Source organism: Pseudomonas sp. TSO6 (genome assembly GCF_056098905.1).
The window spans coordinates 58844-79488 of the sequence record NZ_JBLZWV010000031.1 but is presented as its reverse complement, the minus strand read 5'-3'; the positions used below and the strand labels follow the sequence as shown (position 1 = coordinate 79488).

Genomic DNA, 20645 nt, shown 5'->3' with positions numbered 1-20645 from the left:
GCCCCGCGTACAAGGATGAGGTCACCGCGCTGGAGCATGCGCGCCAGCGAGGGTATCGGGAGATGGAGGCGCTGCTGGCCCGATAGGCAAGGTTTGCATGGCACGGGCTTCGCCCGTGATCGCCGGCAAGCCAGCTCCCACATTGACCACATCGCATTCAAGCCTTGTGCAGTACCTGTAGGAGCTGGCTTGCCGGCGATGGGGCCAGGACAGGCAGCACAGAACCTCAGATCACTTCTTCGTACGGCAGCCCCGCGTACAAGGATGAGGTCACCGCGCTGGAGCATGCGCGCCAGCGAGGGTATCGGGAGATGGAGGCGTTGCTGGCCCAGTAGGCAAGGTTTGCATGGCACGGGCTTCGCCCGTGATCGCCGGCAAGCCAGCTCCCACGTTGACCGCATCGTATTCAAGTCATGTGCAGTACCTGTGGGAGCTGGCTTGCCGGCGATGGGGCCAGCACAGGCAGCACAGAACCTCAGACTACTTCTTCGTACGGCAGCCCCACATAGTTCTCGGCAATGTTCAGCAAGCCCGCCGGGGAGTTAAGGAAGTACTCGCGGTCAGCCTCCTGCATCTTCTGGTCCCAGGCATCCTTGTGGCTGCCGAAGTCATGCAGCAGCTGGGTCATGAACCAGCTGAAACGCTCGCCTTTCCATACCCGGCGCAGGGCCAGCGGCGAATACTGCTGAAGCAGGTCGGTATGCCCTTCGCGGTACACCTTGACCAGAATACGGTAGAGATAGTTGACGTCCGAGGCTGCCAGGTTCAGGCCTTTGGCACCGGTGGGTGGGACGATGTGCGCGGCGTCACCTACCAGGAACAGGTGGCCATATTGCATGGGTTCGACTACCAGGCTGCGCAGCGGCGCGATGCTTTTTTCCAGCGCTGGGCCAGTCACCAGATCAGCCGCTACGTCGGCGGGCAAACGGGCTTTGAGTTCGTCCCAGAAACGCTCGTCAGACCACGCCTCGACGCGGTCCTGCAAAGGAACCTGCAGGTAGTAGCGGCTGCGTGTCTGCGAACGTTGGCTGCACAACGCGAAGCCACGTTCGTGGTGGGCATAGATCAGCTCGTGATTGACCGGCGGTGTGTCCGACAGCAGGCCCAGCCAGCCAAATGGATAAACCCGCTCGTACTGCTTCAGCACGCCCTCGGGGATGCTTTGTCGCGAAACGCCATGGAACCCGTCACAGCCAGCGATATAGTCGCAGTCCAACCGGTGCACGTGGCCATCTTTTTCGAAGGTCAGATACGGCTTCTCGCCCTTCAGTTCATGCGGCTGGACATTGCTGGCGGAATAGATGATCGGTGCACCTGTGGCTTCACGGGCCTGCATCAGGTCACGGGTGACTTCGGTCTGGCCGTACACCATCACCGTCTTGCCGCCGGTCAGGGCCTTGAGATCCAGGCGTTGACGGCGCCCGCCAACCAGCAGCTCGACACCTTCGTGCACCAGGCCTTCACGGTCCATGCGCTCGGCCACACCGGCTTCGCGCAGCAGGTCGACCGTGCCTTGCTCCAGCACACCGGCGCGGATGCGGCCAAGGACGTACTCGGGCGTCTGGCGCTCTACGATGACGTTATCGATACCGGCCTTGTGCAGCAGTTGGCCTAGCAGCAGGCCAGACGGGCCTGCGCCAATAATTGCAACCTGAGTTTTCATTGTTGTTGTCTCTGTTCGGACGATGCCGGCCCTGGTCTGGCAGTGGGGCGGCATCTGCTGTTAGGGTTTGCCCTTGCATTTTTACTGGCAAAAAATGCCCATTAAGTGTGCTATTCCATGAATAACCTGCACTTTTACAAAAATCGTTCGATTAACGGACAGGCCTGCCCGCATGAAATCCACCCTCCCCGGCGTCCCGTTGTTCAAGCTGTATGGTGAAAACACGGCCTGGCCCGGCACCGACCTGTTGCACTGCGAGTCCATCCCGGCACGTAGCCGTTTGCACCACTGGGAAATCAAGCCGCATCAGCATGCCGAACTGTTCCAGCTCCTTTACGTACAGCGCGGCCAGGCCCAGGTTGAGGTTGAAGGCGTGCGCAGTGCCATCGGCGAGGCGGCAATCCAGGTGGTGCCGCCGATGACCGTGCATGGCTTTCGCTTCAGTGCCGATATCCAGGGGCATGTGCTGACCTTTGGCACCGCACTGGTGGCGAACCTGGAACAGCGCCTGGGCGCGCCGCTGACGGTGCTTGCGAAACCGGCGTGTTACCCGCTGGGCCAGGACCGCGGGCACCTGCGCAGCCTGATCAGCACCTTGCAGCAGGAATACCAGGGCAATGCCCCCGCGCGGGCGGCCATGCTCGAAGCGCTGGTCACCGCGCTGATGGTGTGGATCAGCCGCCGCCAGCAGTTGGGGCAAGCGCCGCGAAATCGGGATGAGCGTGACCGCCAGTTGTTGGGGCAGTACCTGCGACTGGTCGAAGCGCATTACCGCGAGCACCTGTCGATGGAGGACTTCGCCGCGCGACTGAATGTTCCGAGCCTGCAACTGAACCAGTTGTGCCGGGCGCTGAGTGGGCAGACTGCGCTGCAGGTGCTGCACCAGCGTTTGTTGCTGGAGGCGCGTCGCAACCTGATTTACACGCGGATGAGCATCGGGCAGCTGTCGGATAGCCTGGGGTTCACCGACCCGACGTACTTTGCCCGCTGGTTCAAGCGCTTGAGTGGGCAGACGCCCAATGGATATCGTCGGTCGGTGCAGCCGGAATGAAATGTGGTTACCTGCATCTTCAGCCCCTGCTTGACGTATACGTCAACCTGCAGTCAGGATAACCGCATACCCCACGCCGAGCCCCAGCATGAGCACCCAGACCTACAGCATCTCCGACCTGTCCCGCGAGCTGGACATCACCACCCGTGCCATCCGTTTCTATGAGGAGCAGGGCCTGCTGAGCCCCGAACGCCGAGGCCTGGAACGTATCTACACGGCGCGCGACAAGGTCAGCCTGAAGCTCATCCTGCGCGGCAAGCGCATCGGCTTTTCGCTGGCCGAGTGCCGCGAGTTGATCGAGCTGTACGACCCCACCAGCGGCAACCTCAAACAGCTCAACAGCATGCTGGCGAAAATCGCCGAACGGCGCGCCCAGCTGGAACAGCAGATGCTCGACATCCACCAGATGCAGCTGGAACTGGACACCGCCCAAGAGCGCTGTGAACAAGCCCTGGCCGCCACCCTGAACAACAAAGACAACCGCTGAACGCCACAGGAAACCCGCCATGTCCTTGCCCAAAGAAGTCCGTCTGGTCGAAGTAGGCCCCCGCGACGGTTTGCAGAACGAAGCCCAGCCCATCAGCGTTGCCGACAAGGTGCGGCTGGTGGACGACCTCACCGCAGCGGGCCTGGCCTATATCGAGGTGGGCAGTTTCGTCTCGCCCAAGTGGGTGCCACAGATGGCCGGTTGCGCCGAGGTGTTTGCCGGTATCCAGCAGCGCCCCGGGGTGACGTATGCGGCGCTGGCACCAAACCTGCGCGGCTTCGAGGACGCCCTGGCGGCTGGGGTAAAGGAAGTGGCGGTGTTCGCAGCCGCCTCCGAAGCGTTCTCGCAGCGCAACATCAACTGCTCGATCAGCGACAGCCTCAAGCGCTTCGAGCCGATCATGGAAGCTGCGCGCAACCACGGTGTGCGCGTGCGCGGCTATGTGTCGTGCGTACTCGGCTGCCCCTATGAAGGCAAGGTAAGCGCCGAACAGGTAGCCCCGGTGGCCCGCGCCCTGCATGACATGGGCTGTTACGAGGTGTCGCTGGGCGACACCATTGGCACAGGTACCGCCGGCGATACCCGGCGCCTCTTCGAGGTGGTTTCGGCCCTGGTACCGCGCGAGCAACTGGCCGGGCACTTCCATGATACCTATGGCCAGGCATTGGCCAACGTCTATGCCAGCCTCCTCGAAGGTATCAATGTGTTCGACAGCTCGGTGGCAGGGCTGGGTGGCTGCCCTTATGCCAAAGGCGCTACCGGCAACATCGCCACGGAAGATGTGGTGTACCTGCTGCAGGGGCTGGGCATTGCTACCGGTATCGACCTGGACCGGCTGATCGCCGCCGGCCAACGCATCAGCGATGTGCTCGGCCGCGGCAATGGGTCGCGGGTAGCGCGGGCGCGCAACGCGCAGTAAGTCACACGGGTGTCACATACGTGTGGGTGAAGTGTTACCGGCCCCACGTTCCACAGCAAAAAATCGGGTAACAGGGAAACAAATCGACAGAATTTCAGGCTCGGCAATTTTAGCGAAATCGTTAAGTGATTGATTTTAAAGGCATTTAAAAAGTTGGCACGCACCCTGCTATATCTTTGGTACAAGAACAAAAAAAATGTGACACCCAATAAAAACAACAGGTAACGGCTCTGACATAACAAGAACAACACGGCAGAGGCGTAGCAAGCAGATCTTTTTGGAGTCGACACGCTTTTCAGGGGTACGCCCCGCGGTCTGGCACAGAACAATAAAACTACCTCAAGGTAGCTACAGCCAGGTTCGGATCAATGATGAAAGCAGGTCAGCGCTCAAAAAAATACGTTTGCTCTTGACCCCGCATGGGGGTCGCTCGCAACACCAAGGCAGGCTGACAAAAACAACAAAAAGCCGGTCTCAATAATAAAAAAAGAGCAAGCAGCAACGCTTTGGGGGGAGCTTCGGCTCCCCTTAGTGCTTCCTGCTTTAGTGCTTCCTGCCCTCCTCCTCCTGCTTCTCCTCGTTCTGTCCTTCGACCTTCTCCACCAGCAACGGCATCGTGCCCAGTACCAGCAGGGCCAGTACCGTGCTGATCAACGCGGTGGCTTCGCGGCCCATGCCGGCAGCCGTACCGATGGCAGCGGTCATCCATAGCCCTGCGGCGGTAGTCAGGCCTTTCACATGGCTGGTGTCCTGGCCGTTTCCCTTGAGGATGGTGCCTGCACCCAGAAAGCCGATACCGGCGACGATACCCTGGATCACCCGGCTTAGCGCCTGCTCATCAGCCCCGGCCATGCTGGGTGCCAGCACGAACAGCGCGGCGCCCAGCGAGACCAGCATGTGGGTGCGTACCCCGGCGGATTTGCCTTTGTGTTCGCGTTCGAAGCCCAGCACCGCGCCAAGTATGGCTGCCATCAGCAGGCGCACGAGAATGCGAGTGACCTCGCGCTCATCGGTGACATCGGCGAATTCGGCCTGGATAGCTTGCCAGATGACGTCCATTACAGTTGTCCCCATGCTGAGCATTGTGTGGCCAGGCCCGGCCTTTTCGCGGGGATGCCCGCTCCCACAAGTAATGCACATTTCTTGATATGTGTGGTGACCTGTGGGAGCGGGCGTGCCCGCGAAGCGGCCGGCCAGCCCTATGCAAGGGTTGACCTCCGTACACAGGGCAAAGTGCCGCTCAGCCTTTTGATGCAGCAACCAGCCCCTCACTGTGGTCCACCCTGTAACCACCAGCAGGAGCACCTCACCATGCCCATTGAAATCGACGAAGCCACCCAACGCTGCACCTTGATCGGCGAAGACCTGCGCATCGAGGGTGATGGCCCTGATATCGAAATAATCACCGACGAACAACTGCGCATGTCTGTGGCCTTGCTCGCAGGCCAACGCGTGCCCATCACCGAATCCGAGGCCGATGCACTGACCGTGGCGGGTGCGGTGGATAGCCGCAGGCATCTGAAGACCAGCGTGCCAGGCTCGGTGATCTAAGGCTTGGCGGGGCCGACCAGGGGATCTGATACGGTTTTTATCGCAAAATCTGAGCCTGTGCTGATAACAGCCTCAGGGCCATAGTGCTCATGCCTGATCGAGGCCTGATGAGCACCGAACCATGAATAACAGAATCCCTTTTACAGAGATCGCCGCCGCCCCAGCCAGCCAACAACCGCGACGCATCGACAGCGGCATTCACACCCGCAGCTTTACCGGGCTGTACCGTAGTCTGCGCATCGGCTTTGCGGGCGCCCTGTTTGTGCTGTTCTTTGGCACTGCATGGCTCAACTGGAACGGCCGCCAAGCAGTGTTGTGGGACTTGAGCGAGAGCAAATTCCACATCTTTGGCGCCACTTTCTGGCCACAGGATTTCATCCTGCTGTCGGCGCTGCTGATCATCTGCGCATTCGGCCTGTTCGCCATCACCGTGTACGCCGGCCGCGTGTGGTGCGGCTACAGCTGCCCACAAAGCACCTGGACCTGGCTGTTCATGTGGTGCGAAAAGGTCATAGAAGGCGACCGCAACCAGCGCATCAAGCTTGCCGCCGCGCCGTGGAGCCTGAACAAACTGGCGCGCCGCACCCTGAAACACAGCCTGTGGCTGGCCATCGGTGTAGTCACCGGGCTGACCTTCGTCGGCTACTTCACCCCAATCCGCCCACTGGCCGCAGAACTGTTCACGTTGCAACTGGGCGGCGTGGCGCTGTTCTGGGTGCTGTTCTTCACCGCTGCCACCTACATAAACGCAGGCCTGCTGCGCGAAGCAGTGTGCCTGCATATGTGCCCGTATGCGCGCTTCCAGGCTGTGATGTTCGACAAGGACACCCTGGCGGTTGCCTATGACCCGCGCCGTGGTGAAGCCCGTGGCCCGCGCAAGAAAGGCAGTGACGTAGGCGCGCAAGGCCTTGGCGACTGCATCGACTGCACGCTGTGCGTGCAAGTGTGCCCCACCGGCATCGATATCCGCGATGGTTTGCAAATGGCCTGCATCGGATGCGCAGCGTGCATCGACGCCTGCGACGGGGTGATGGACAAGATGGGTTACGCCCGCGGGTTGATCGGTTACAAGTCCGAACACAGTTTGCAGGGCGGCACCACCCACTGGCTGCGCCCGCGCCTGCTGGGCTACGTCGCTGCGCTCGGGGTGATGATCGCAGCACTGGTGGTGGCCTTGCAGATGCGCCCGATGGTTTCGCTGGACGTGATCAAGGACCGCGGCCTGTTCCGTGAAAACGCCCAAGGCCAGATCGAGAACATTTACCTGCTCAAGGTCATCAACAAGACCGAGCGCACCCAGCACTATGCGCTGCGCTTGCTGGACGCTGACGGGTTCACCTTGCAGGGCAATACCGCATTGGTGATCCCGGCCGGCGAAATGAGCGAACTACCGGTATCGGTCGCGATGCTGGCCGAGCGCCCGGCCAGCAGCTCGCAAACGCTGAGCTTCGAAATCAGCGAGCGCGACGACCCTGCCATCCGCAGCGTGGCCCAAAGCCGCTTCGTCGCACCGATGAACCGCTGATCCCTTACACTGACTCCACCTTGCCTGCCAGGCTTCGACAGAAGGCCAGAATGAAACGCTACGAACGCTTCGCCGACGACATTGCCGAACTGATCCGCTCCGGGGTCCTGGGCCCCGGCCAACGCGTGCCTTCGGTACGCTACGCCAGCCAGACCCACGGGGTCAGCCCGTCCACCGTGTTCCAGGCCTACTACCTGCTGGAGCGGCGCGGGCTGATCCGTGCCCGGCCGCGCTCGGGTTATTTCGTCAACGCCCACGCCCCGCGCCAGTTCAGCGAGCCGCAGGCATTGCAGCCGGTCAGCGAGTCGACGGACGTGGACGTCAGCGGCCTGGTGTTCTCGATCCTCGACTCGATCAAGGACCCCAACACCATACCGTTCGGCTCAGCCTTCCCCAGCCCCGAACTGTTTCCGCTGCAGCGCCTGTCGCGCTCGCTGGCCAGCGCCAGCCGCAGCATGGACCCTCGCATGGTGGTCACCGACCTGTCGCCCGGTAACCCGCAGCTGCGCCGGCAGATTGCCCTGCGCTACATGGTCGGTGGGCTGATGCTGCCGATGGAAGAGCTACTGATCACCAACGGTGCACTGGAAGCCTTGAACCTGTGCCTGCAGGCAGTTACCCAACCGGGCGACCTGGTGGCCATCGAGGCCCCCGCCTTCTATGCCTGCCTGCAAGTGCTGGAGCGGCTGAAGCTCAAGGCTGTGGAAATCCCCGTGCACCCGCGCGAAGGCATGGACCTGGGGGTACTGGCACAGACGCTGGAAAAGCACCCGGTAAAGGCCGTGTGGTGCATGACCAACTTCCAGAACCCGGTAGGCGCCAGCATGCCGGAGGCCAAGAAGCAGGCGCTGGTGGAACTGCTGGCGCGTCACCAGGTGCCGTTGATCGAAGACGACGTGTACGCCGAGCTGTACTACTCGCAACAGGCGCCCAAACCGGCCAAGGCCTTCGACACCCAAGGCCTGGTCATGCACTGCGGCTCGTTCGCCAAAAGCCTGGCGCCCGGTTACCGCATTGGCTGGGTGGCGGCCGGGCGCTTTGCGCAGAAGATCGAGCGGCTGAAACTGATGACTTCGCTGTGTGCCTCGATGCCGGCCCAGGCAGCGATAGCCGACTACCTGCAACACGGTGGCTATGACCGCCACCTGCGCAAGCTACGCTACGCCCTTGAAGGCCAACAGGCCAACATGCTGGCCGCCATCGCCCGCCACTTCCCGGCGCAGACACGGGTCAGCCAGCCCTCGGGTGGCTACTTCCTGTGGCTGGAACTGCCCGAGCAGATGGATGCCCTCAAGCTGTTCCACATGGCCCTGGCCCAGGGCATCAGCATCGCCCCGGGGCCGATTTTTTCGCCCACCCGCCGCTTCGGCAACTGCATCCGCCTCAACTACGGCAGCCCCTGGCATGACGGTGCCGAACGGGCCATGGAGACGCTCGGGCGAATCATTCGCTCGTTCTGATCGCTACAAGCCTGAAGGGGGACTATAGTTGCCCGATCCGTTCATGGGGCTTGGGTCATGCAGCCAGATTCGCTTCCATCGATCACCCAACTGCAGGCGCGTGTCGCAGAACTGGAAGCATGCCTGGCAGAACGCGAAGACAGCGCCCATGCACACAACAAGCTGCTCGGTGAACTGCTCGACAACAGCCTGGCCAACGTGTTTGCCGCCGACCGCACGATGCGTCTGGTGGCCATCAACCGAACGGCTCGCGAAACCTTCCAGCGCCACCGCGGCTTCTTGCCGCAGATCGGCGATTACGTGCCGCAGTTCCTGACCAATCAGCCCGATATCATGAACCGGTTGGCCCCGGTTTGGCCGCGTGTGCTGGCCGGCGAAGCGTTCGTCGATACCGTCACCTTCGGTCCGCCTGATGCGCCGCGCCATTACGAAATCCGCTACCACCCTTTGCGCGATGCGCACCAGCGGATCCAGGGCGGATACATGTTTGCCTATGACATCACCGAGCGCATCGCCGAACAGCAACGCCTGCGCCAGGCCGAGGAGGCTCTGCGCCAGTCGCAGAAAATGGAAGCGGTCGGTCAGTTGACCGGCGGCATTGCCCACGACTTCAACAACCTGCTGGGCAGCCTGCTCGGCGCAGTGGAAATGGCCGAACGGCGCCTGGACCAACAACGCCATGCCGACACCGCCCGCATGCTCGAACTCTGCCGCAGTACTGCCTTGCGCGCCGCTGCGCTGGTAAAGCGTCTGCTGGCCTTCTCGCGCCAGCAGACGCTGGTGCCGCAACCGGTAGATGTGCAATGCCTGGTAGCGGGCATGCAAGACCTGATCGTCAGCGCTATTGGCCAGCACATTGACTTTCACGACCGAACACTGGCCGGGCAATGGTCAATTCACGTCGATCCGCAGCAGCTGGAAAGTGCTCTGCTGAACCTTTGCATCAATGCCCACGATGCCATGCCCCTGGGCGGTACGCTCAGCATCGCTTGTGCAAACAGCGACCTCGCCGTGGCTGAGGCCGGTCACTTGGACCTGCCTGCCGGGCGCTACTTGCACATTCGCGTTGCCGATACCGGCATGGGTATGTCCAGCACGGTGCGCCAGCGCGCCCTGGACCCTTTCTTCAGCACCAAGCCACTCGGTCAAGGTACCGGCTTGGGGTTGTCCATGGTCTATGGGTTTGTCCGACAGTCCGGCGGGCAGTTACAGATCGAAAGCGTGCCCGGGGAAGGCACCTGCGTTCATCTGTACTTCCCCCTGGAGGCAAGCATCGCTGCCTGCAGCCAGCCTGTGCCACTCACCACCGGCGTCGAGCTTTCTGCCCCCCGCGTGCAGCGAATCATGCTGGTGGAAGACCAGCCAGCCATGCGCCTGGTGCTTGTCGAAGTACTGACTGAACTGGGCCATGAAGTACAGGCTTTCGACCGTGGCCGTCCCGCGCTTGAGGCTATGCATGCGGGCGTACCACCGGACTTGCTGATCACGGATGTCGGCCTGCCCGGTGGAATCGACGGATATCAGCTGGCAGAAGCGTTTCAAACGCTTGTGGCCAAAGCGCCCGTTCTGCTGATTACGGGCTATGACACTGCCGACATCCCGATCAGTAGCCGCCCGGACAGTCGCACCGAGGTGCTGTGCAAACCGTTCAACCTGCAGAGCCTTGGCCAGCGAATTGACCGTCTGCTGGGGATTGCCGCACAACGTTGACCGCCTATCCGCCTGCGGGTGAACACGTTAAAGTCTGCGCATCCTTTTTCGTCGGACGTCGGCATGCCATCCCGCGACCTGCTCACACTGCGTCAACAAGTCGAAGCCCTGCAACGGCGCAATGCGCTGTTGGAAGCACAGCTCGCCAGCTATCAAGACCAGGATCAGGACTTTTACCGGTCGTTGTTCGACACCATGGACGAAGGCTTTTGCATCATCGAGTTCTTTGACGGCCCACATGGCCCGCTGAGTGACTATGTGCATGTGCTGGCCAATGCCGCCTATGCCAAGCACGCCGGCATCCCCGACGTGGCCGGGCAGAAACTGCGCGAAATGGTGCCTGATGAGGCCGATGACTGGGTGGCCCGCTATGGCGCTGTGCTTCGCACAGGCGAACCGCTGCACTTCGAGCAGGAGCTGGTCGCCACCGGCCATGTGCTGTCGGTGACCACGTTTCGCGTAGAGCCTGCAGAGAAACGCCAGGTAGCCGTGCTGTTCAAGGATGTCACCGAACGCCGGCGTGCAGAGCAGGCCCTGCAGCGCCTCAACGAAGAACTGGAACAACGGGTGAATGCCGCACTGGCGGAGCGACGCTTGTTTGCCGAATTGGTCGATCACAGCGTGGTCAATGTGCATGTGGTGGACAAGGGCCTGCGCTGGCTGGCTGTGAACCGCCAGGCCAAGCATGACTTCCACCTGCTGTACGGAAGGACACCGGAAATCGGCGACTACCTGCCCGGGCTGTTCGAAGACGGAGGCGCTGGCCAGACACCTATTCTGCCAATGTGGCAGCGCGCCCTGGCTGGCGAGCAGTTCATCGAAATTGGCACCTTCGGCAAGCCTCCCATGCTGCGCCATTACGAATTGCGCTTCAACGCCTTGCGCGACCCAAAAGGCGAGATACAAGGCGCGTTTCTGTTTGCTTATGACATCAGTGAACGGGTGCAAGAGCAGGAACGCCTGGCCAAGGCCGAAGAAGCACTGCGCCAGGCACAGAAGATGGAGGCCGTAGGCCAGCTCAGTGGCGGCATTGCCCACGACTTCAATAATCTGCTGGGCGGCATCCTTGGTGCCCAGGAACTGATGCGTCAACGCCTCGACCAGTCACGTTTCGACGCCCTGGAACCCTTGCTGGAGCTGTCCAGCGGCTCGGCGCAGCGGGCCTCTTCGCTGGTGCACCGGCTGCTGGCGTTCTCTCGCCAGCAGACTCTGCAACCCTGCTCCACACAAGTGGCCACGCTGGTTGCCGGCATGGAGGACCTTCTGCGGCGCACCATCGGCCCTGCCATTAGCCTGAGCAGCCGCTTCGCCAGCCAGCTGTGGCCGACCTTCATCGACCCGCCTCAACTGGAAAGCGCCCTGCTCAACATCTGCATCAACGCCCGCGATGCCATGCCTGCGGGTGGTGTGATCGAGATCATTGGCGATAACCTGGTGCTTGACGACGAGCAGGCCCTGGCAGGGGGGCTGCCAGGCGGCGAGTATGTGCGACTGAGTATCGTCGACAACGGCAAGGGCATGTCGGCTGAAGTGGCCGAGCGCGCAGTCGACCCGTTCTTCACCACCAAACCGATGGGCCAGGGAACCGGGCTGGGTCTGTCCATGACTTACGGCTTCGTGCGTCAGTCGGGTGGGCAATTACGCGTGCTGTCTGTGCTTGGCGAAGGCACCCGCATCGAGCTGCTGCTACCCCGCCACGACGAGCAACCCAAGGCCCCTGCCGGCAAACCGCAGCGCACGCCTTTGCAAAGAAGCAGCGCGGCTGCGAAGCGCATTCTGTTGATCGAAGACCAGACCGCCTTGCGCCTGGTGGTGGGCGAAGTGCTGGAAGAGCTGGGCTATCGGGTGGACGCCTTCGAGAATGGCCCGACCGCCCTCGCCCACCTGCAAAGCGGCGAACGGCCAGACCTGCTGCTGAGCGATATCGGGCTGCCGGGTGGCCTAAATGGCCGCCAGGTGGCCGAGCGCTGCCGTGTGCGCTACCCAGACCTCAAGGTGCTGTTCATCACCGGTTACGATGAGAGCGCGGCGCTCAGCGACGGCCAGCTGTTGCAGGGTACCTCGGTGCTGACCAAGCCGTTCGAGCTGGAAGCACTCGCCGAGCGTGTACGCGAGCTGCTGGGGGATTGACGGGCGCGCTCAGCGCCCGCCGCTCAGGTCGATGAAACTGCCGGTGGAATAGGACGCTTTGTCCGAGAGCAGCCAGAGAATGGCTTCGGCCACTTCCTCGGGGCGCCCGCCGCGCCCCATGGGCAAACCGGGCTCAAGCTTGCTGACCCGGTCGGGGTCGCCGGACAAGGCATGGAACCCTGTGTGGATGTAGCCTGGGCGAACGCCATTGACCCGCACGCCCTCGCCTGCCACTTCTTTTGCCAGGCCGATGGTGAAGGTGTCGAGCGCGCCCTTGGAGGCGGCATAGTCGACATATTCGTTGGGCGAGCCCAGGCGCGCAGCCATTGATGACACGTTGACAATGGCCCCGCCGTGCCCACCATGCCGATGCGCCATGCGCAACAAGGCGTGCTTGGCGCAGAGCATGGGGCCGACGACGTTGGTTTTCATGATCTTCAGCAGGCGGAACTCGGACATTTCCTCGACGCGACTCTGCTGGCCGATGGTGCCGGCGTTGTTGACCAGTGCGGTGACCGGGCCGAGCTCTTCGTCGACGCGCTGAAACAGGTGGATGATCTCATCCTCGACGCTGACGTCGGCGCGCACGGCGATAGCCTCGGCGCCCAGGGCGCGGACCTGGCCGAGGAGGGTTTCGGCGGCCTGGTCGTCGGCGTGGTAGTTGATGCAGATGCGGTAGCCCTGGCGTGCCGCCAACAGCGCCGTGGCGGCACCGATACCGCGGCTGCCGCCGGTGATGACGATGACGTTCTCCATGATTATGCCAATCGCTTGGGAAAGGGAGGATCGACAATAGGCGAAAAGGCTACAGATGGGAATGACCGAGGTCAGCTCACACAACCGTGACCGTGTGATTTAGCTCAATGCCCCGCCGATGCCGGCCCGGCCTTGGCAGTGAAAGGTGGCTTGGCGAACCACACCAGCAGGATCAACCCGGCAAACACCCAGGTCATCAGGGTGAAGTAGTCCACTGTCGACATCATGTAAGCCTGCCCGTTGAGTATCTGCTCCAGCTGCGCATAACTCTGCGGGCTGGCCCCACCCAACTGCTCAAGCGTATGCCGCGTCGCCGGGTCGAACTGGCTGATGTTTTCGCTGAGATAAGCATGATGCTGGTCCGCCCGGCGAATCCAGATCCACGTCGTCAACGACGCCGCAAAACTCCCGCCCAAGGTACGCAGGAAGGTCGCAAGCCCCGAACCGTCGGCAATCTGGTGCGGCGGCAGGTCGGACAGCAGGATGCTCAAGGTCGGCATGAAGAACAACGCCACGCCAATGCCCATGAACAGCTGCACCAAGGCCACATGCTGGAAGTCCACCTCGCTGGTGAACCCGGCACGCATGTAGCAACTGGTGCCGATCGCCAGGAACGCCAGCCCCGCCAGCACACGCAGATCGAAGCGGTGCGCGTACTTGCCCACGAACGGCGACATGATCACCGGCAGCAAGCCGATCGGCGCCACCGCCAAGCCCGCCCAGGTTGCGGTATAGCCCATTTGCGTCTGCAACCATTGCGGCAGGATCAGGTTGATACCGAAGAACCCTGCATAGCCCCCGACCAGCACAATGGTGCCGACGCGGAAGTTGCGGTGCACGAACAGGCGCAGGTTGACCACCGGGTGGCGGTCGGTCAGTTCCCAGATCACGAACACCGCCAGGAACACCACCGAAATCAGGCTACCGATAATGATGAACGACGACTCGAACCAGTCCAGGTCGTTGCCTTTGTCGAGCACGACCTGCAACGCCCCGACACCGACAATCAGCGTCAGCAAGCCGATGTAGTCCATCGGCTGGCGGCTGGTGACCACAGGCCGGGCACGCATCTGCTGGCGCACCACAGCGGCGGCAAACAGGCCAATGGGCACGTTGATGAAGAAGATCCACGGCCAGCTGTAACTGTCGGTGATCCAGCCCCCCAGGATCGGCCCGGCAATGGGCGCCACCACCGTGACCATCGCCAGCAGCGCCAGGGCCATCCCCCGCTTGGCCGGGGGGTAGACGGCAATCAGCAAGGTCTGGGTCATCGGGTACAACGGCCCGGCGACCACGCCCTGCAATATGCGGAAACCGACCAGCTCGGGCATCGACTGGGCGATACCGCACAGGAACGACGCCAGCACGAACAACAACGTGGCCCAGATGAACAGTTTCACTTCGCCAAACCGCCGGCTGAGCCAGCCAGTCAACGGCAAGGCGATGGCATTGCTCACCGCGAACGAGGTAATGACCCAGGTGCCCTGCTCGTAACTCACCCCCAGGTTGCCGGAAATGGTCGGCAATGCCACGTTGGCGATGGTGGTGTCGAGCACCTGCATGAACGTCGCCAGCGACAGCCCGATGGTGGTCAGCAGCAGGCTCGGCGGCGTGAACTGGGCAGCGGCGTTGTTGCTCATCGCTGGGCCGTCTTGCCGGTTGCGCTGTTGTCGTGGATCAACCGGGCGATCAGGTTGTCGGCCTCGACCAACTGACGGTCATACACCTGGGTGGTGTAGCTGGCCTGCTGTGGGGGCTGCTGGGCCAGGGCCGGGCCGCTCTGGTCATGCAGGTCGACTTCTACTACGGTGGACAGGCCAATACGCAGTGGGTGGTCCTTGAGCTGATCAGGGCTCAGGTGAATACGCACGGGGACGCGCTGGACGATCTTGATCCAGTTGCCGGTGGCGTTCTGTGCCGGCAACAGGGCGAAGGCACTGCCGGTACCGGCGCCAAGGCTGTCGACCGTGCCGCTGTACTTGACCTCGCTGCCGTAGAGGTCGGCGCTGATCTGCACAGGCTGGCCGATGCGCATCTCACGCAGCTGGGTTTCCTTGAAGTTGGCGTCGATCCACACCTGGTCCAGCGGGATCACCGCCATGGTCGCGGTGCCTGGCTGCAGGCGCTGGCCCAGTTGCACAGTACGCTTGGCAACGTAACCGGTAACCGGTGCCACCAGGGTGGTGCGAGCGTGGTCGAGGTAAGCCTGGCGCAGGTCGGCGGCGGCGGCCATTACCTCGGGGTGCGAGGAAACCACGGTGTCGTCGACCAGCGCGCTGCTGGTGCTGAGCTGCTGACGTGCGCTGTTGACAGCGGCCTGGGCGACACTCAGGTCATCGCGGGCGTGGGACAGCTCTTCTGCAGCAATCGCCCCGCTATCGGCCAGCACCTTGCGCCGGTTGAAGTCCTGCTGGGCTTTGCGCAGTTCGGCCTGGCGGGTTTCCAGCTGGGCCTTGAGCGAGTCGACATTGCTGTACAGCCCGCGCACCTGACGCACGCTGCGTGCCAGCTTGGCTTCGGCAGACTGCAGGGCCACCTCGCTGTCGGCCGGGTCGAATTGCAGCAACACCTGGCCGGCATGGACCAGGTCGCCGTCATCGGCACCGATGCTGGTGACGGTGCCGGTGACTAGCGGGGTGATCTCCACCACGTTGCCGTTGACGTAGGCATCGTCGGTGCTTTCGTGCCAGCGCCCCACCAGGCTGTACCAGGCCCAGGTGCATGCACCGGCAAGTACCAGCAACAGCAGCAGGCCAAGCAGCCAGGCCTTGCGCTTGCGCAACGGCTCGGGCGCGGCGGAGGGAGTCGGGGTATCTGCGGGAGTAGCCATGACAATACCTTGGATAATTCGTGACAGGGTTCAACGGTCGCCAAAGCGGCGGATCGTCAACGGGTCGCCAGCACCGAGCAGGACCTTGGCCAGCAGGCCTTCCAGGGCCTTGAGCTCATCGGGCGCCAGCACGCCGCACAACTCGTTCATGGCGGCAGCGCCAATTTCCGGGAGGCGGTCGGCCAGGCGCTGGCCATCGGCGGTGAGCGCCAGGCGCACCAGGCGGCGGTCGTCGGCGCAGCGGTTGCGCACAATCAGCTCCTTCTGCTCTAGCCGGTCCAGCATGCGGGTCATCGAACCGCTGTCCAGGCCCAGGTAGCGGCACAGCTCGGCCGGGGTATCCACCTGGTACTGGGTGACGATGATCAGCACCTTGAACTGCGCAGCGGTGACGCCCTCTGATTCGAGGTGCCAGTCGAGAATGCGGTCCTTCAGGATTGCCGCGCGGCCAAGGAGCATGCCGATGGCGCAGGTCTGGAAGTTTTCGGGGGAGAAGTGGGCCATCGGAGGCTGCTCGAGCAATTGTGTGAAAATATTACTGCCTAGGCAGTGAATGTCAAAGCCTTGATTAGCTAGCTATGGAAAATTACATGCTTTATGCCTGAAATGCGGCCCTTTGTAGGAGCGGCCTTGAGCCGCGATGGGGCGCGAAGCGGCCCCAGTTTTGTGCCAGGGCGGTTATTGCGCCCGCAGGCCCAGCGCCTCAACCGCCCCGCAGGCAATCGCCATGCCCACCAGCTCTGCCAGGCTGCCCGCCTGCAGCCGCTTCATCACCCGGCCGCGGTATAGGTCGACGGTCTTCACACTGATGCCCAGTTGCTCAGCAATCTCGCGGTTGCTCAACCCTTGGGCCAACGGCACGAAAACGTCGCGCTCACGCGGCGTCAGGCCGTCGATGCGCACTTGCACCAAGGCCAGCGCCTGGTCGCCCTGCCGCGCCCGCCCGGCGTGCTCCAGCGCCGCCTGCACGCTGTCGAGCAGCAACTGGTCGTTGTAGGGCTTTTCGATGAAATCGCAGGCGCCAGCCTTGAAGGCCCGAACCACGATCGGCACATCGGCATGGCCGCTGACGAAGATCACCGGCAGCGCCAGGCCACGCTCGCGCATCGCCTGCTGGACCGCCAACCCGCCCAGCCCCGGCATACGCACATCCAGCAGCACACAGGCAGGCCCATCGTCGACGCAGGCATCGAGAAACGCTTGCCCGCTGGCGCACGGCAAGGCTTGCAGGCCCACCGACTGTAACAGCCAGACTGTCGAGTCGCGCATACCCTGGTCGTCATCAACCACATACACTTTTGCTTGCACCACCGCCCCCTTTACGCCCTGCTGACTGCCAGCCGGCAGCACAGTACCAAACCGCCGTTATCACCCGCGCGCGCCCACAGGCTGCCGCCAAAGCCTTCGATCAGGCTGCGGCTCATGCTTAAACCCAGGCCCAGGCCGTCGGCCTTGCTGGTGGTGAACGGCGTGAAGATTTCATCCAGGCGCTCGGGCGCTACACCCGGGCCTTGGTCGGCCACCTCGACCAGCACACCATCGCCGTCCCGCGCGGCGCCGAGCAGGATACGTGACGGCTGGTCGCCGTGCAGCTCACGGTTGGCATCGATGGCATTGCGCAACAGGTTAAGCAGCACCTGTTCCAGCAATACCCGGTCGGCATACACCGAAGGCAGCTGCGCACTCACGCGCAGCTCGACCAGCACCTGGTCGCGCGCGGCCTCCCAGGCGCACAGCCGCATGGCTTCGCCGGCCACTTCGGCCACGTCCAGCCCCTCCAGGCGCCGTGGCCCTTTGCGCAGGAAGGCGCGCAGGCGGCGGATCACTTCAGCGGCGTGGGTGGCCTGCTCGCGGATACGCAGCAGGCCCTGCCCTACCCGCTCGCGGGCCTGGGGATCACCCTCCAGGCCCTGCAGGTAACGCTGGCTGGCGTTGGCGTAGTTGACCACCGCCGCCAGTGGCTGGTTGATCTCGTGGGCAATGCCTGAAGCCAGCTCGCCGAGGGTGGCCAACCGTGCACTGTGCGCCAGGCTTTCCTGGGCTTCGATGCGCAAGGTGATGTCGCGGGACACGCTGACCACCTCCACCACCGAGCCGGTGTAGGTTTCGCGGATGGCCCGGCTGGCAATTTCAAACCAGCGATAGCCGCCACAGGCCTGGCGCACCCGGCAGGTCATGGTGTGATAGCCATCCTGGTCCAGGGCAGCGGCAGCCTGGCGCAGCACCTGGCGGCGCTCACGCGGGTGCAGCAGGGTATGCACGGCTATGCCACGCAATTGCTCGGGCCACAGGCCGAGCAGGCGAAACGCTGCCGGCGAGGCATCCAGGAAACGGCCATCCGGGCTGTGCCGGGAGATCAGGTCGGTGGTGTTTTCAATGATCAGCCGGTACAGGCGCCGGGCGCGGCTGGCCTCGCGCGCACCACGGCGCTCTTCGCTGGCGTCGCGACAGCGCCCGAGCACCTGCTGGCCCTGGTCATCCGGAATGAAAGACCACAGCACGGTGCGCTCCCCCACTTGCACCTCGACGTCGGCAATCGCCCGATGCTGGCGCAAGCACGCACGCACCAGGGCGGCACAGTTGGGCGGCAGCCAGCTGGTCAGTGCCGGGCCTTCGTCAATCCACGCTTGCAGCGCCGCGTTGAGTGCCAGTGGCTTGGCGTCGGCTGCCAGCAAAAGGCTGGGTTGTGGGTCTTTGACAAGCAAAGGGTAAGCAGTCTGGTCCACGGTAGGCGGCTCGTTGTTATAGTAGTTTTACTATATTGCTATAGTCGATATTCCTACTACCATAGCGACTCGCGTAAAACTGCGACAGAGGGAGCGGCCCACCGTCCGCCTCCCTGCACCCTGAACAGAGCTAACAATCAGCCATCGGGGGCCAAGCGCACAAGCAGCGCCTGCCTCCCTTACAGGATTACCGCATGTCGATCTATGCCCAGGGCCTGATGCCCGCTGCCGTCAACCATGTCGCCCTCACCCCGCTAAGTTTCATCGAACGCACCGCTGCCGTGTACGGCAACTACCCGGCGGTGATCCACGGTGCCATCCGCCGCAACTGGCAAGAAACCTACCAACGCTGCAGGCGCCTGGCCAGCGCCCTTGCAGGCCGTGGCATAGGGCGTGGCGACACGGTGGCGGTGATGCTGCCCAACACCCCGGCGATGCTCGAAGCGCACTTCGGTGTGCCCATGACCGGCGCCGTGCTCAACACCCTGAACGTGCGCCTGGACGCCGAGGCCATCGCCTTCATGCTGCAGCATGGTGAAGCCAAGGTGCTGATTACCGACCGCGAGTTCCATGCGGTGATCGAGGCCGCCCTGGCGTTGCTCGAGCACCCGCCCCTGGTGGTGGATGTGGATGACCCGGAGTACGGCGAAGGCCGTGCGGTCAGCGCGCTGGACTATGAAGCCCTGCTCGCCGAAGGCGACCCGGAATTTGCCTGGGAATGGCCGGATGACGAGTGGCAGGCCATTTCGCTCAACTACACCTCCGGCACCACCGGCAACCCCAAGGGCGTGGTCTACCACCACCGCGGCGCCTACCTTAACGCGCTGGGCAACCAGATGACCTGGGCCATGGGCCACCGCCCGGTGTACCTGTGGACCTTGCCCATGTTCCACTGCAACGGCTGGTGCTACCCCTGGACCATCACCGCCCTGGCCGGCACGCACGTGTTCCTGCGCCGGGTCGACCCGCAGAAGATCCTGACCCTGATCCGCGAACACCGGGTCACCCACCTGTGCGGCGCCCCGATTGTGCTCAACGCCCTGGTCAACATGCCCGAGGCAGCCAAAGCCGCCATCGAGCACCCGGTACAGGCCATGGTCGCCGGCGCCGCACCACCGGCCAAGGTCATTGGCGCCGTGGAAGAGATGGGCATCCACGTCACCCACACCTACGGCCTGACCGAAGTCTATGGCCCGGTGACCGTGTGTGCCTGGCATGACGAGTGGAACGAACTGTCGCTGGAAGAGCGTGCGCGAATCAAGTCACGTCAGGGCGTGCGCTACCCGACCCTGGACGGGTTGATGGTGGCCGACCCGCAGACACTCGAGCCGGTGGCACGCGATGGCAACACGCTGGGCGAGATCTTCATGCGCGGCAACACCGTGATGAAGGGCTACCTGAAAAACCCCGAAGCCACCGCCGAAGCGTTCCGTGGCGGCTGGTTCCACACCGGTGACCTGGCCGTGTGGCATGCCGACGGCTATGTCGAGATCAAGGACCGCCTCAAGGACATCATCATTTCCGGTGGCGAGAACATCTCCACCATTGAAGTCGAGGACGCCCTGTACAAACACCCGGCAGTGCTTGAAGCCGCCGTGGTTGCGCGCCCGGATGAAAAGTGGGGAGAAACCCCGTGCGCGTTCATTGCCCTGAAGCCAGGCCGGGAGGACACCCGCGAAGCCGACATCACCGGCTGGTGCCGCGAGCACCTGGCCGGTTTCAAGGTGCCGAAGACCGTGGTGTTTGGCGAGTTGCCCAAGACCTCCACCGGCAAGATCCAGAAGTACGTCCTGCGCGACCGGGCCAAAGCCCTCTGAAGCCGTAACGGCCTCATCGC

General features: G+C 63.0%; 17 protein-coding genes and 1 pseudogene. 10 read left to right on the top strand and 8 right to left on the bottom strand.

The features are described from left to right. Positions 1-254: 254 nt before the first annotated feature. Positions 255-335, top strand: a pseudogene (locus ACN6NG_RS12525) (ankyrin repeat domain-containing protein); the annotation flags it as partial. 140 nt (positions 336-475) lie between these two features. Here the strand turns inward: ACN6NG_RS12525 and pobA are convergent. Next, the gene (gene pobA / locus ACN6NG_RS12520; protein WP_474314202.1) at positions 476-1663 is read right to left on the bottom strand and encodes a 4-hydroxybenzoate 3-monooxygenase; all 1188 of its coding nucleotides are present in this window, start codon (positions 1661-1663) and stop codon (positions 476-478) included. Positions 1664-1835: 172 nt separating this feature from the next. Here pobA and ACN6NG_RS12515 point away from each other — a divergent pair, with 172 nt between their 5' ends. The 3 genes from ACN6NG_RS12515 (at position 1836) to ACN6NG_RS12505 (ending at position 4120) form a co-directional block, all read left to right on the top strand. Further along, positions 1836-2714 carry a helix-turn-helix domain-containing protein gene (locus tag ACN6NG_RS12515; RefSeq protein WP_063425655.1) on the top strand — a complete coding sequence of 293 codons (879 nt, stop codon included), beginning with the start codon at positions 1836-1838 and terminating at the stop codon, positions 2712-2714. An 88-nt stretch (positions 2715-2802) separates the two neighbouring features. Then, positions 2803-3201 carry a MerR family transcriptional regulator gene (locus tag ACN6NG_RS12510; RefSeq protein ID WP_016487404.1) on the top strand — a complete coding sequence of 133 codons (399 nt, stop codon included), beginning with the start codon at positions 2803-2805 and terminating at the stop codon, positions 3199-3201. Between the two features lie 19 nt (positions 3202-3220). Then, a complete protein-coding gene (locus ACN6NG_RS12505) occupies positions 3221-4120 on the top strand; it encodes a hydroxymethylglutaryl-CoA lyase (RefSeq protein WP_474314200.1) in 900 nt (299 codons plus the stop codon). Positions 4121-4663: 543 nt separating this feature from the next. On the opposite strand, the gene ACN6NG_RS12500 is transcribed toward ACN6NG_RS12505, so the two are convergent. Continuing rightward, positions 4664-5179, bottom strand: a complete 516-nt coding sequence (locus ACN6NG_RS12500) for an MgtC/SapB family protein (RefSeq protein WP_016499371.1) — start codon at positions 5177-5179, stop codon at positions 4664-4666. A 252-nt stretch (positions 5180-5431) separates the two neighbouring features. Between ACN6NG_RS12500 and ACN6NG_RS12495 the strand changes: the two genes are divergently transcribed. From ACN6NG_RS12495 to ACN6NG_RS12475, 5 genes are all read left to right on the top strand, one after another. After that, complete coding sequence (locus tag ACN6NG_RS12495; RefSeq protein ID WP_016499370.1) at positions 5432-5671, top strand: DUF3203 family protein; 240 nt, start codon at positions 5432-5434, stop codon at positions 5669-5671. Positions 5672-5792: 121 nt separating this feature from the next. Beyond that, entirely contained in the window at positions 5793-7196 is a 1404-nt protein-coding gene (gene ccoG / locus ACN6NG_RS12490) for a cytochrome c oxidase accessory protein CcoG (protein WP_353455219.1), read from the top strand. A 50-nt stretch (positions 7197-7246) separates the two neighbouring features. Continuing rightward, positions 7247-8656, top strand: coding sequence for a GntR family transcriptional regulator MpaR (gene mapR / locus ACN6NG_RS12485; protein WP_016499368.1), 1410 nt, complete (start codon positions 7247-7249; stop codon positions 8654-8656). 57 nt (positions 8657-8713) lie between these two features. After that, positions 8714-10366, top strand: a complete 1653-nt coding sequence (locus ACN6NG_RS12480; RefSeq protein ID WP_353455218.1) for a PAS domain-containing sensor histidine kinase — start codon at positions 8714-8716, stop codon at positions 10364-10366. 63 nt (positions 10367-10429) lie between these two features. Continuing rightward, positions 10430-12496 carry a hybrid sensor histidine kinase/response regulator gene (locus tag ACN6NG_RS12475; RefSeq protein ID WP_016499366.1) on the top strand — a complete coding sequence of 689 codons (2067 nt, stop codon included), beginning with the start codon at positions 10430-10432 and terminating at the stop codon, positions 12494-12496. A gap of 9 nt (positions 12497-12505) precedes the next feature. On the opposite strand, the gene ACN6NG_RS12470 is transcribed toward ACN6NG_RS12475, so the two are convergent. The 6 genes from ACN6NG_RS12470 to ACN6NG_RS12445 form a co-directional block, all read right to left on the bottom strand. After that, a complete protein-coding gene (locus tag ACN6NG_RS12470; RefSeq protein ID WP_059395385.1) occupies positions 12506-13252 on the bottom strand; it encodes an SDR family oxidoreductase in 747 nt (248 codons plus the stop codon). 104 nt (positions 13253-13356) lie between these two features. Continuing rightward, on the bottom strand, positions 13357-14892 hold the full coding sequence (locus ACN6NG_RS12465; RefSeq protein WP_049274487.1) for a DHA2 family efflux MFS transporter permease subunit: 1536 nt from the start codon (positions 14890-14892) through the stop codon (positions 13357-13359). Continuing rightward, positions 14889-16082 (bottom strand): EmrA/EmrK family multidrug efflux transporter periplasmic adaptor subunit, encoded by a 1194-nt coding sequence (locus tag ACN6NG_RS12460; RefSeq protein WP_474314189.1) that lies wholly within the window; start codon positions 16080-16082, stop codon positions 14889-14891. Before ACN6NG_RS12460 ends, ACN6NG_RS12465 begins: the two co-directional genes overlap by 4 nt. 30 nt (positions 16083-16112) lie before the next feature. Then, complete coding sequence (locus ACN6NG_RS12455) at positions 16113-16586, bottom strand: MarR family winged helix-turn-helix transcriptional regulator (RefSeq protein WP_016499362.1); 474 nt, start codon at positions 16584-16586, stop codon at positions 16113-16115. A gap of 174 nt (positions 16587-16760) precedes the next feature. After that, positions 16761-17393 carry a response regulator transcription factor gene (locus ACN6NG_RS12450; protein ID WP_197899316.1) on the bottom strand — a complete coding sequence of 211 codons (633 nt, stop codon included), beginning with the start codon at positions 17391-17393 and terminating at the stop codon, positions 16761-16763. Positions 17394-17401: 8 nt separating this feature from the next. Beyond that, the gene (locus tag ACN6NG_RS12445; protein ID WP_063425639.1) at positions 17402-18808 is read right to left on the bottom strand and encodes a sensor histidine kinase; all 1407 of its coding nucleotides are present in this window, start codon (positions 18806-18808) and stop codon (positions 17402-17404) included. A gap of 194 nt (positions 18809-19002) precedes the next feature. On the opposite strand from ACN6NG_RS12445, the gene ACN6NG_RS12440 reads away from it, so the two are divergent. After that, positions 19003-20625 (top strand): acyl-CoA synthetase, encoded by a 1623-nt coding sequence (locus ACN6NG_RS12440; RefSeq protein ID WP_049274490.1) that lies wholly within the window; start codon positions 19003-19005, stop codon positions 20623-20625. Positions 20626-20645 lie beyond the last annotated feature (20 nt).

What these genes read in the sequence shown, in the direction of transcription:
- pobA (WP_474314202.1), bottom strand. Translation starts at nt 1,663, where the DNA reads ATGAAAACTCAGGTTGCAATTATTGGCGCAGGCCCGTCTGGCCTGCTG.
- ACN6NG_RS12515 (WP_063425655.1), top strand. Translation starts at nt 1,836, where the DNA reads ATGAAATCCACCCTCCCCGGCGTCCCGTTGTTCAAGCTGTATGGTGAA.
- ACN6NG_RS12510 (WP_016487404.1), top strand. Translation starts at nt 2,803, where the DNA reads ATGAGCACCCAGACCTACAGCATCTCCGACCTGTCCCGCGAGCTGGAC.
- ACN6NG_RS12505 (WP_474314200.1), top strand. Translation starts at nt 3,221, where the DNA reads ATGTCCTTGCCCAAAGAAGTCCGTCTGGTCGAAGTAGGCCCCCGCGAC.
- ACN6NG_RS12500 (WP_016499371.1), bottom strand. Translation starts at nt 5,179, where the DNA reads ATGGACGTCATCTGGCAAGCTATCCAGGCCGAATTCGCCGATGTCACC.
- ACN6NG_RS12495 (WP_016499370.1), top strand. Translation starts at nt 5,432, where the DNA reads ATGCCCATTGAAATCGACGAAGCCACCCAACGCTGCACCTTGATCGGC.
- ccoG (WP_353455219.1), top strand. Translation starts at nt 5,793, where the DNA reads ATGAATAACAGAATCCCTTTTACAGAGATCGCCGCCGCCCCAGCCAGC.
- mapR (WP_016499368.1), top strand. Translation starts at nt 7,247, where the DNA reads ATGAAACGCTACGAACGCTTCGCCGACGACATTGCCGAACTGATCCGC.
- ACN6NG_RS12480 (WP_353455218.1), top strand. Translation starts at nt 8,714, where the DNA reads ATGCAGCCAGATTCGCTTCCATCGATCACCCAACTGCAGGCGCGTGTC.
- ACN6NG_RS12475 (WP_016499366.1), top strand. Translation starts at nt 10,430, where the DNA reads ATGCCATCCCGCGACCTGCTCACACTGCGTCAACAAGTCGAAGCCCTG.
- ACN6NG_RS12470 (WP_059395385.1), bottom strand. Translation starts at nt 13,252, where the DNA reads ATGGAGAACGTCATCGTCATCACCGGCGGCAGCCGCGGTATCGGTGCC.
- ACN6NG_RS12465 (WP_049274487.1), bottom strand. Translation starts at nt 14,892, where the DNA reads ATGAGCAACAACGCCGCTGCCCAGTTCACGCCGCCGAGCCTGCTGCTG.
- ACN6NG_RS12460 (WP_474314189.1), bottom strand. Translation starts at nt 16,082, where the DNA reads ATGGCTACTCCCGCAGATACCCCGACTCCCTCCGCCGCGCCCGAGCCG.
- ACN6NG_RS12455 (WP_016499362.1), bottom strand. Translation starts at nt 16,586, where the DNA reads ATGGCCCACTTCTCCCCCGAAAACTTCCAGACCTGCGCCATCGGCATG.
- ACN6NG_RS12440 (WP_049274490.1), top strand. Translation starts at nt 19,003, where the DNA reads ATGTCGATCTATGCCCAGGGCCTGATGCCCGCTGCCGTCAACCATGTC.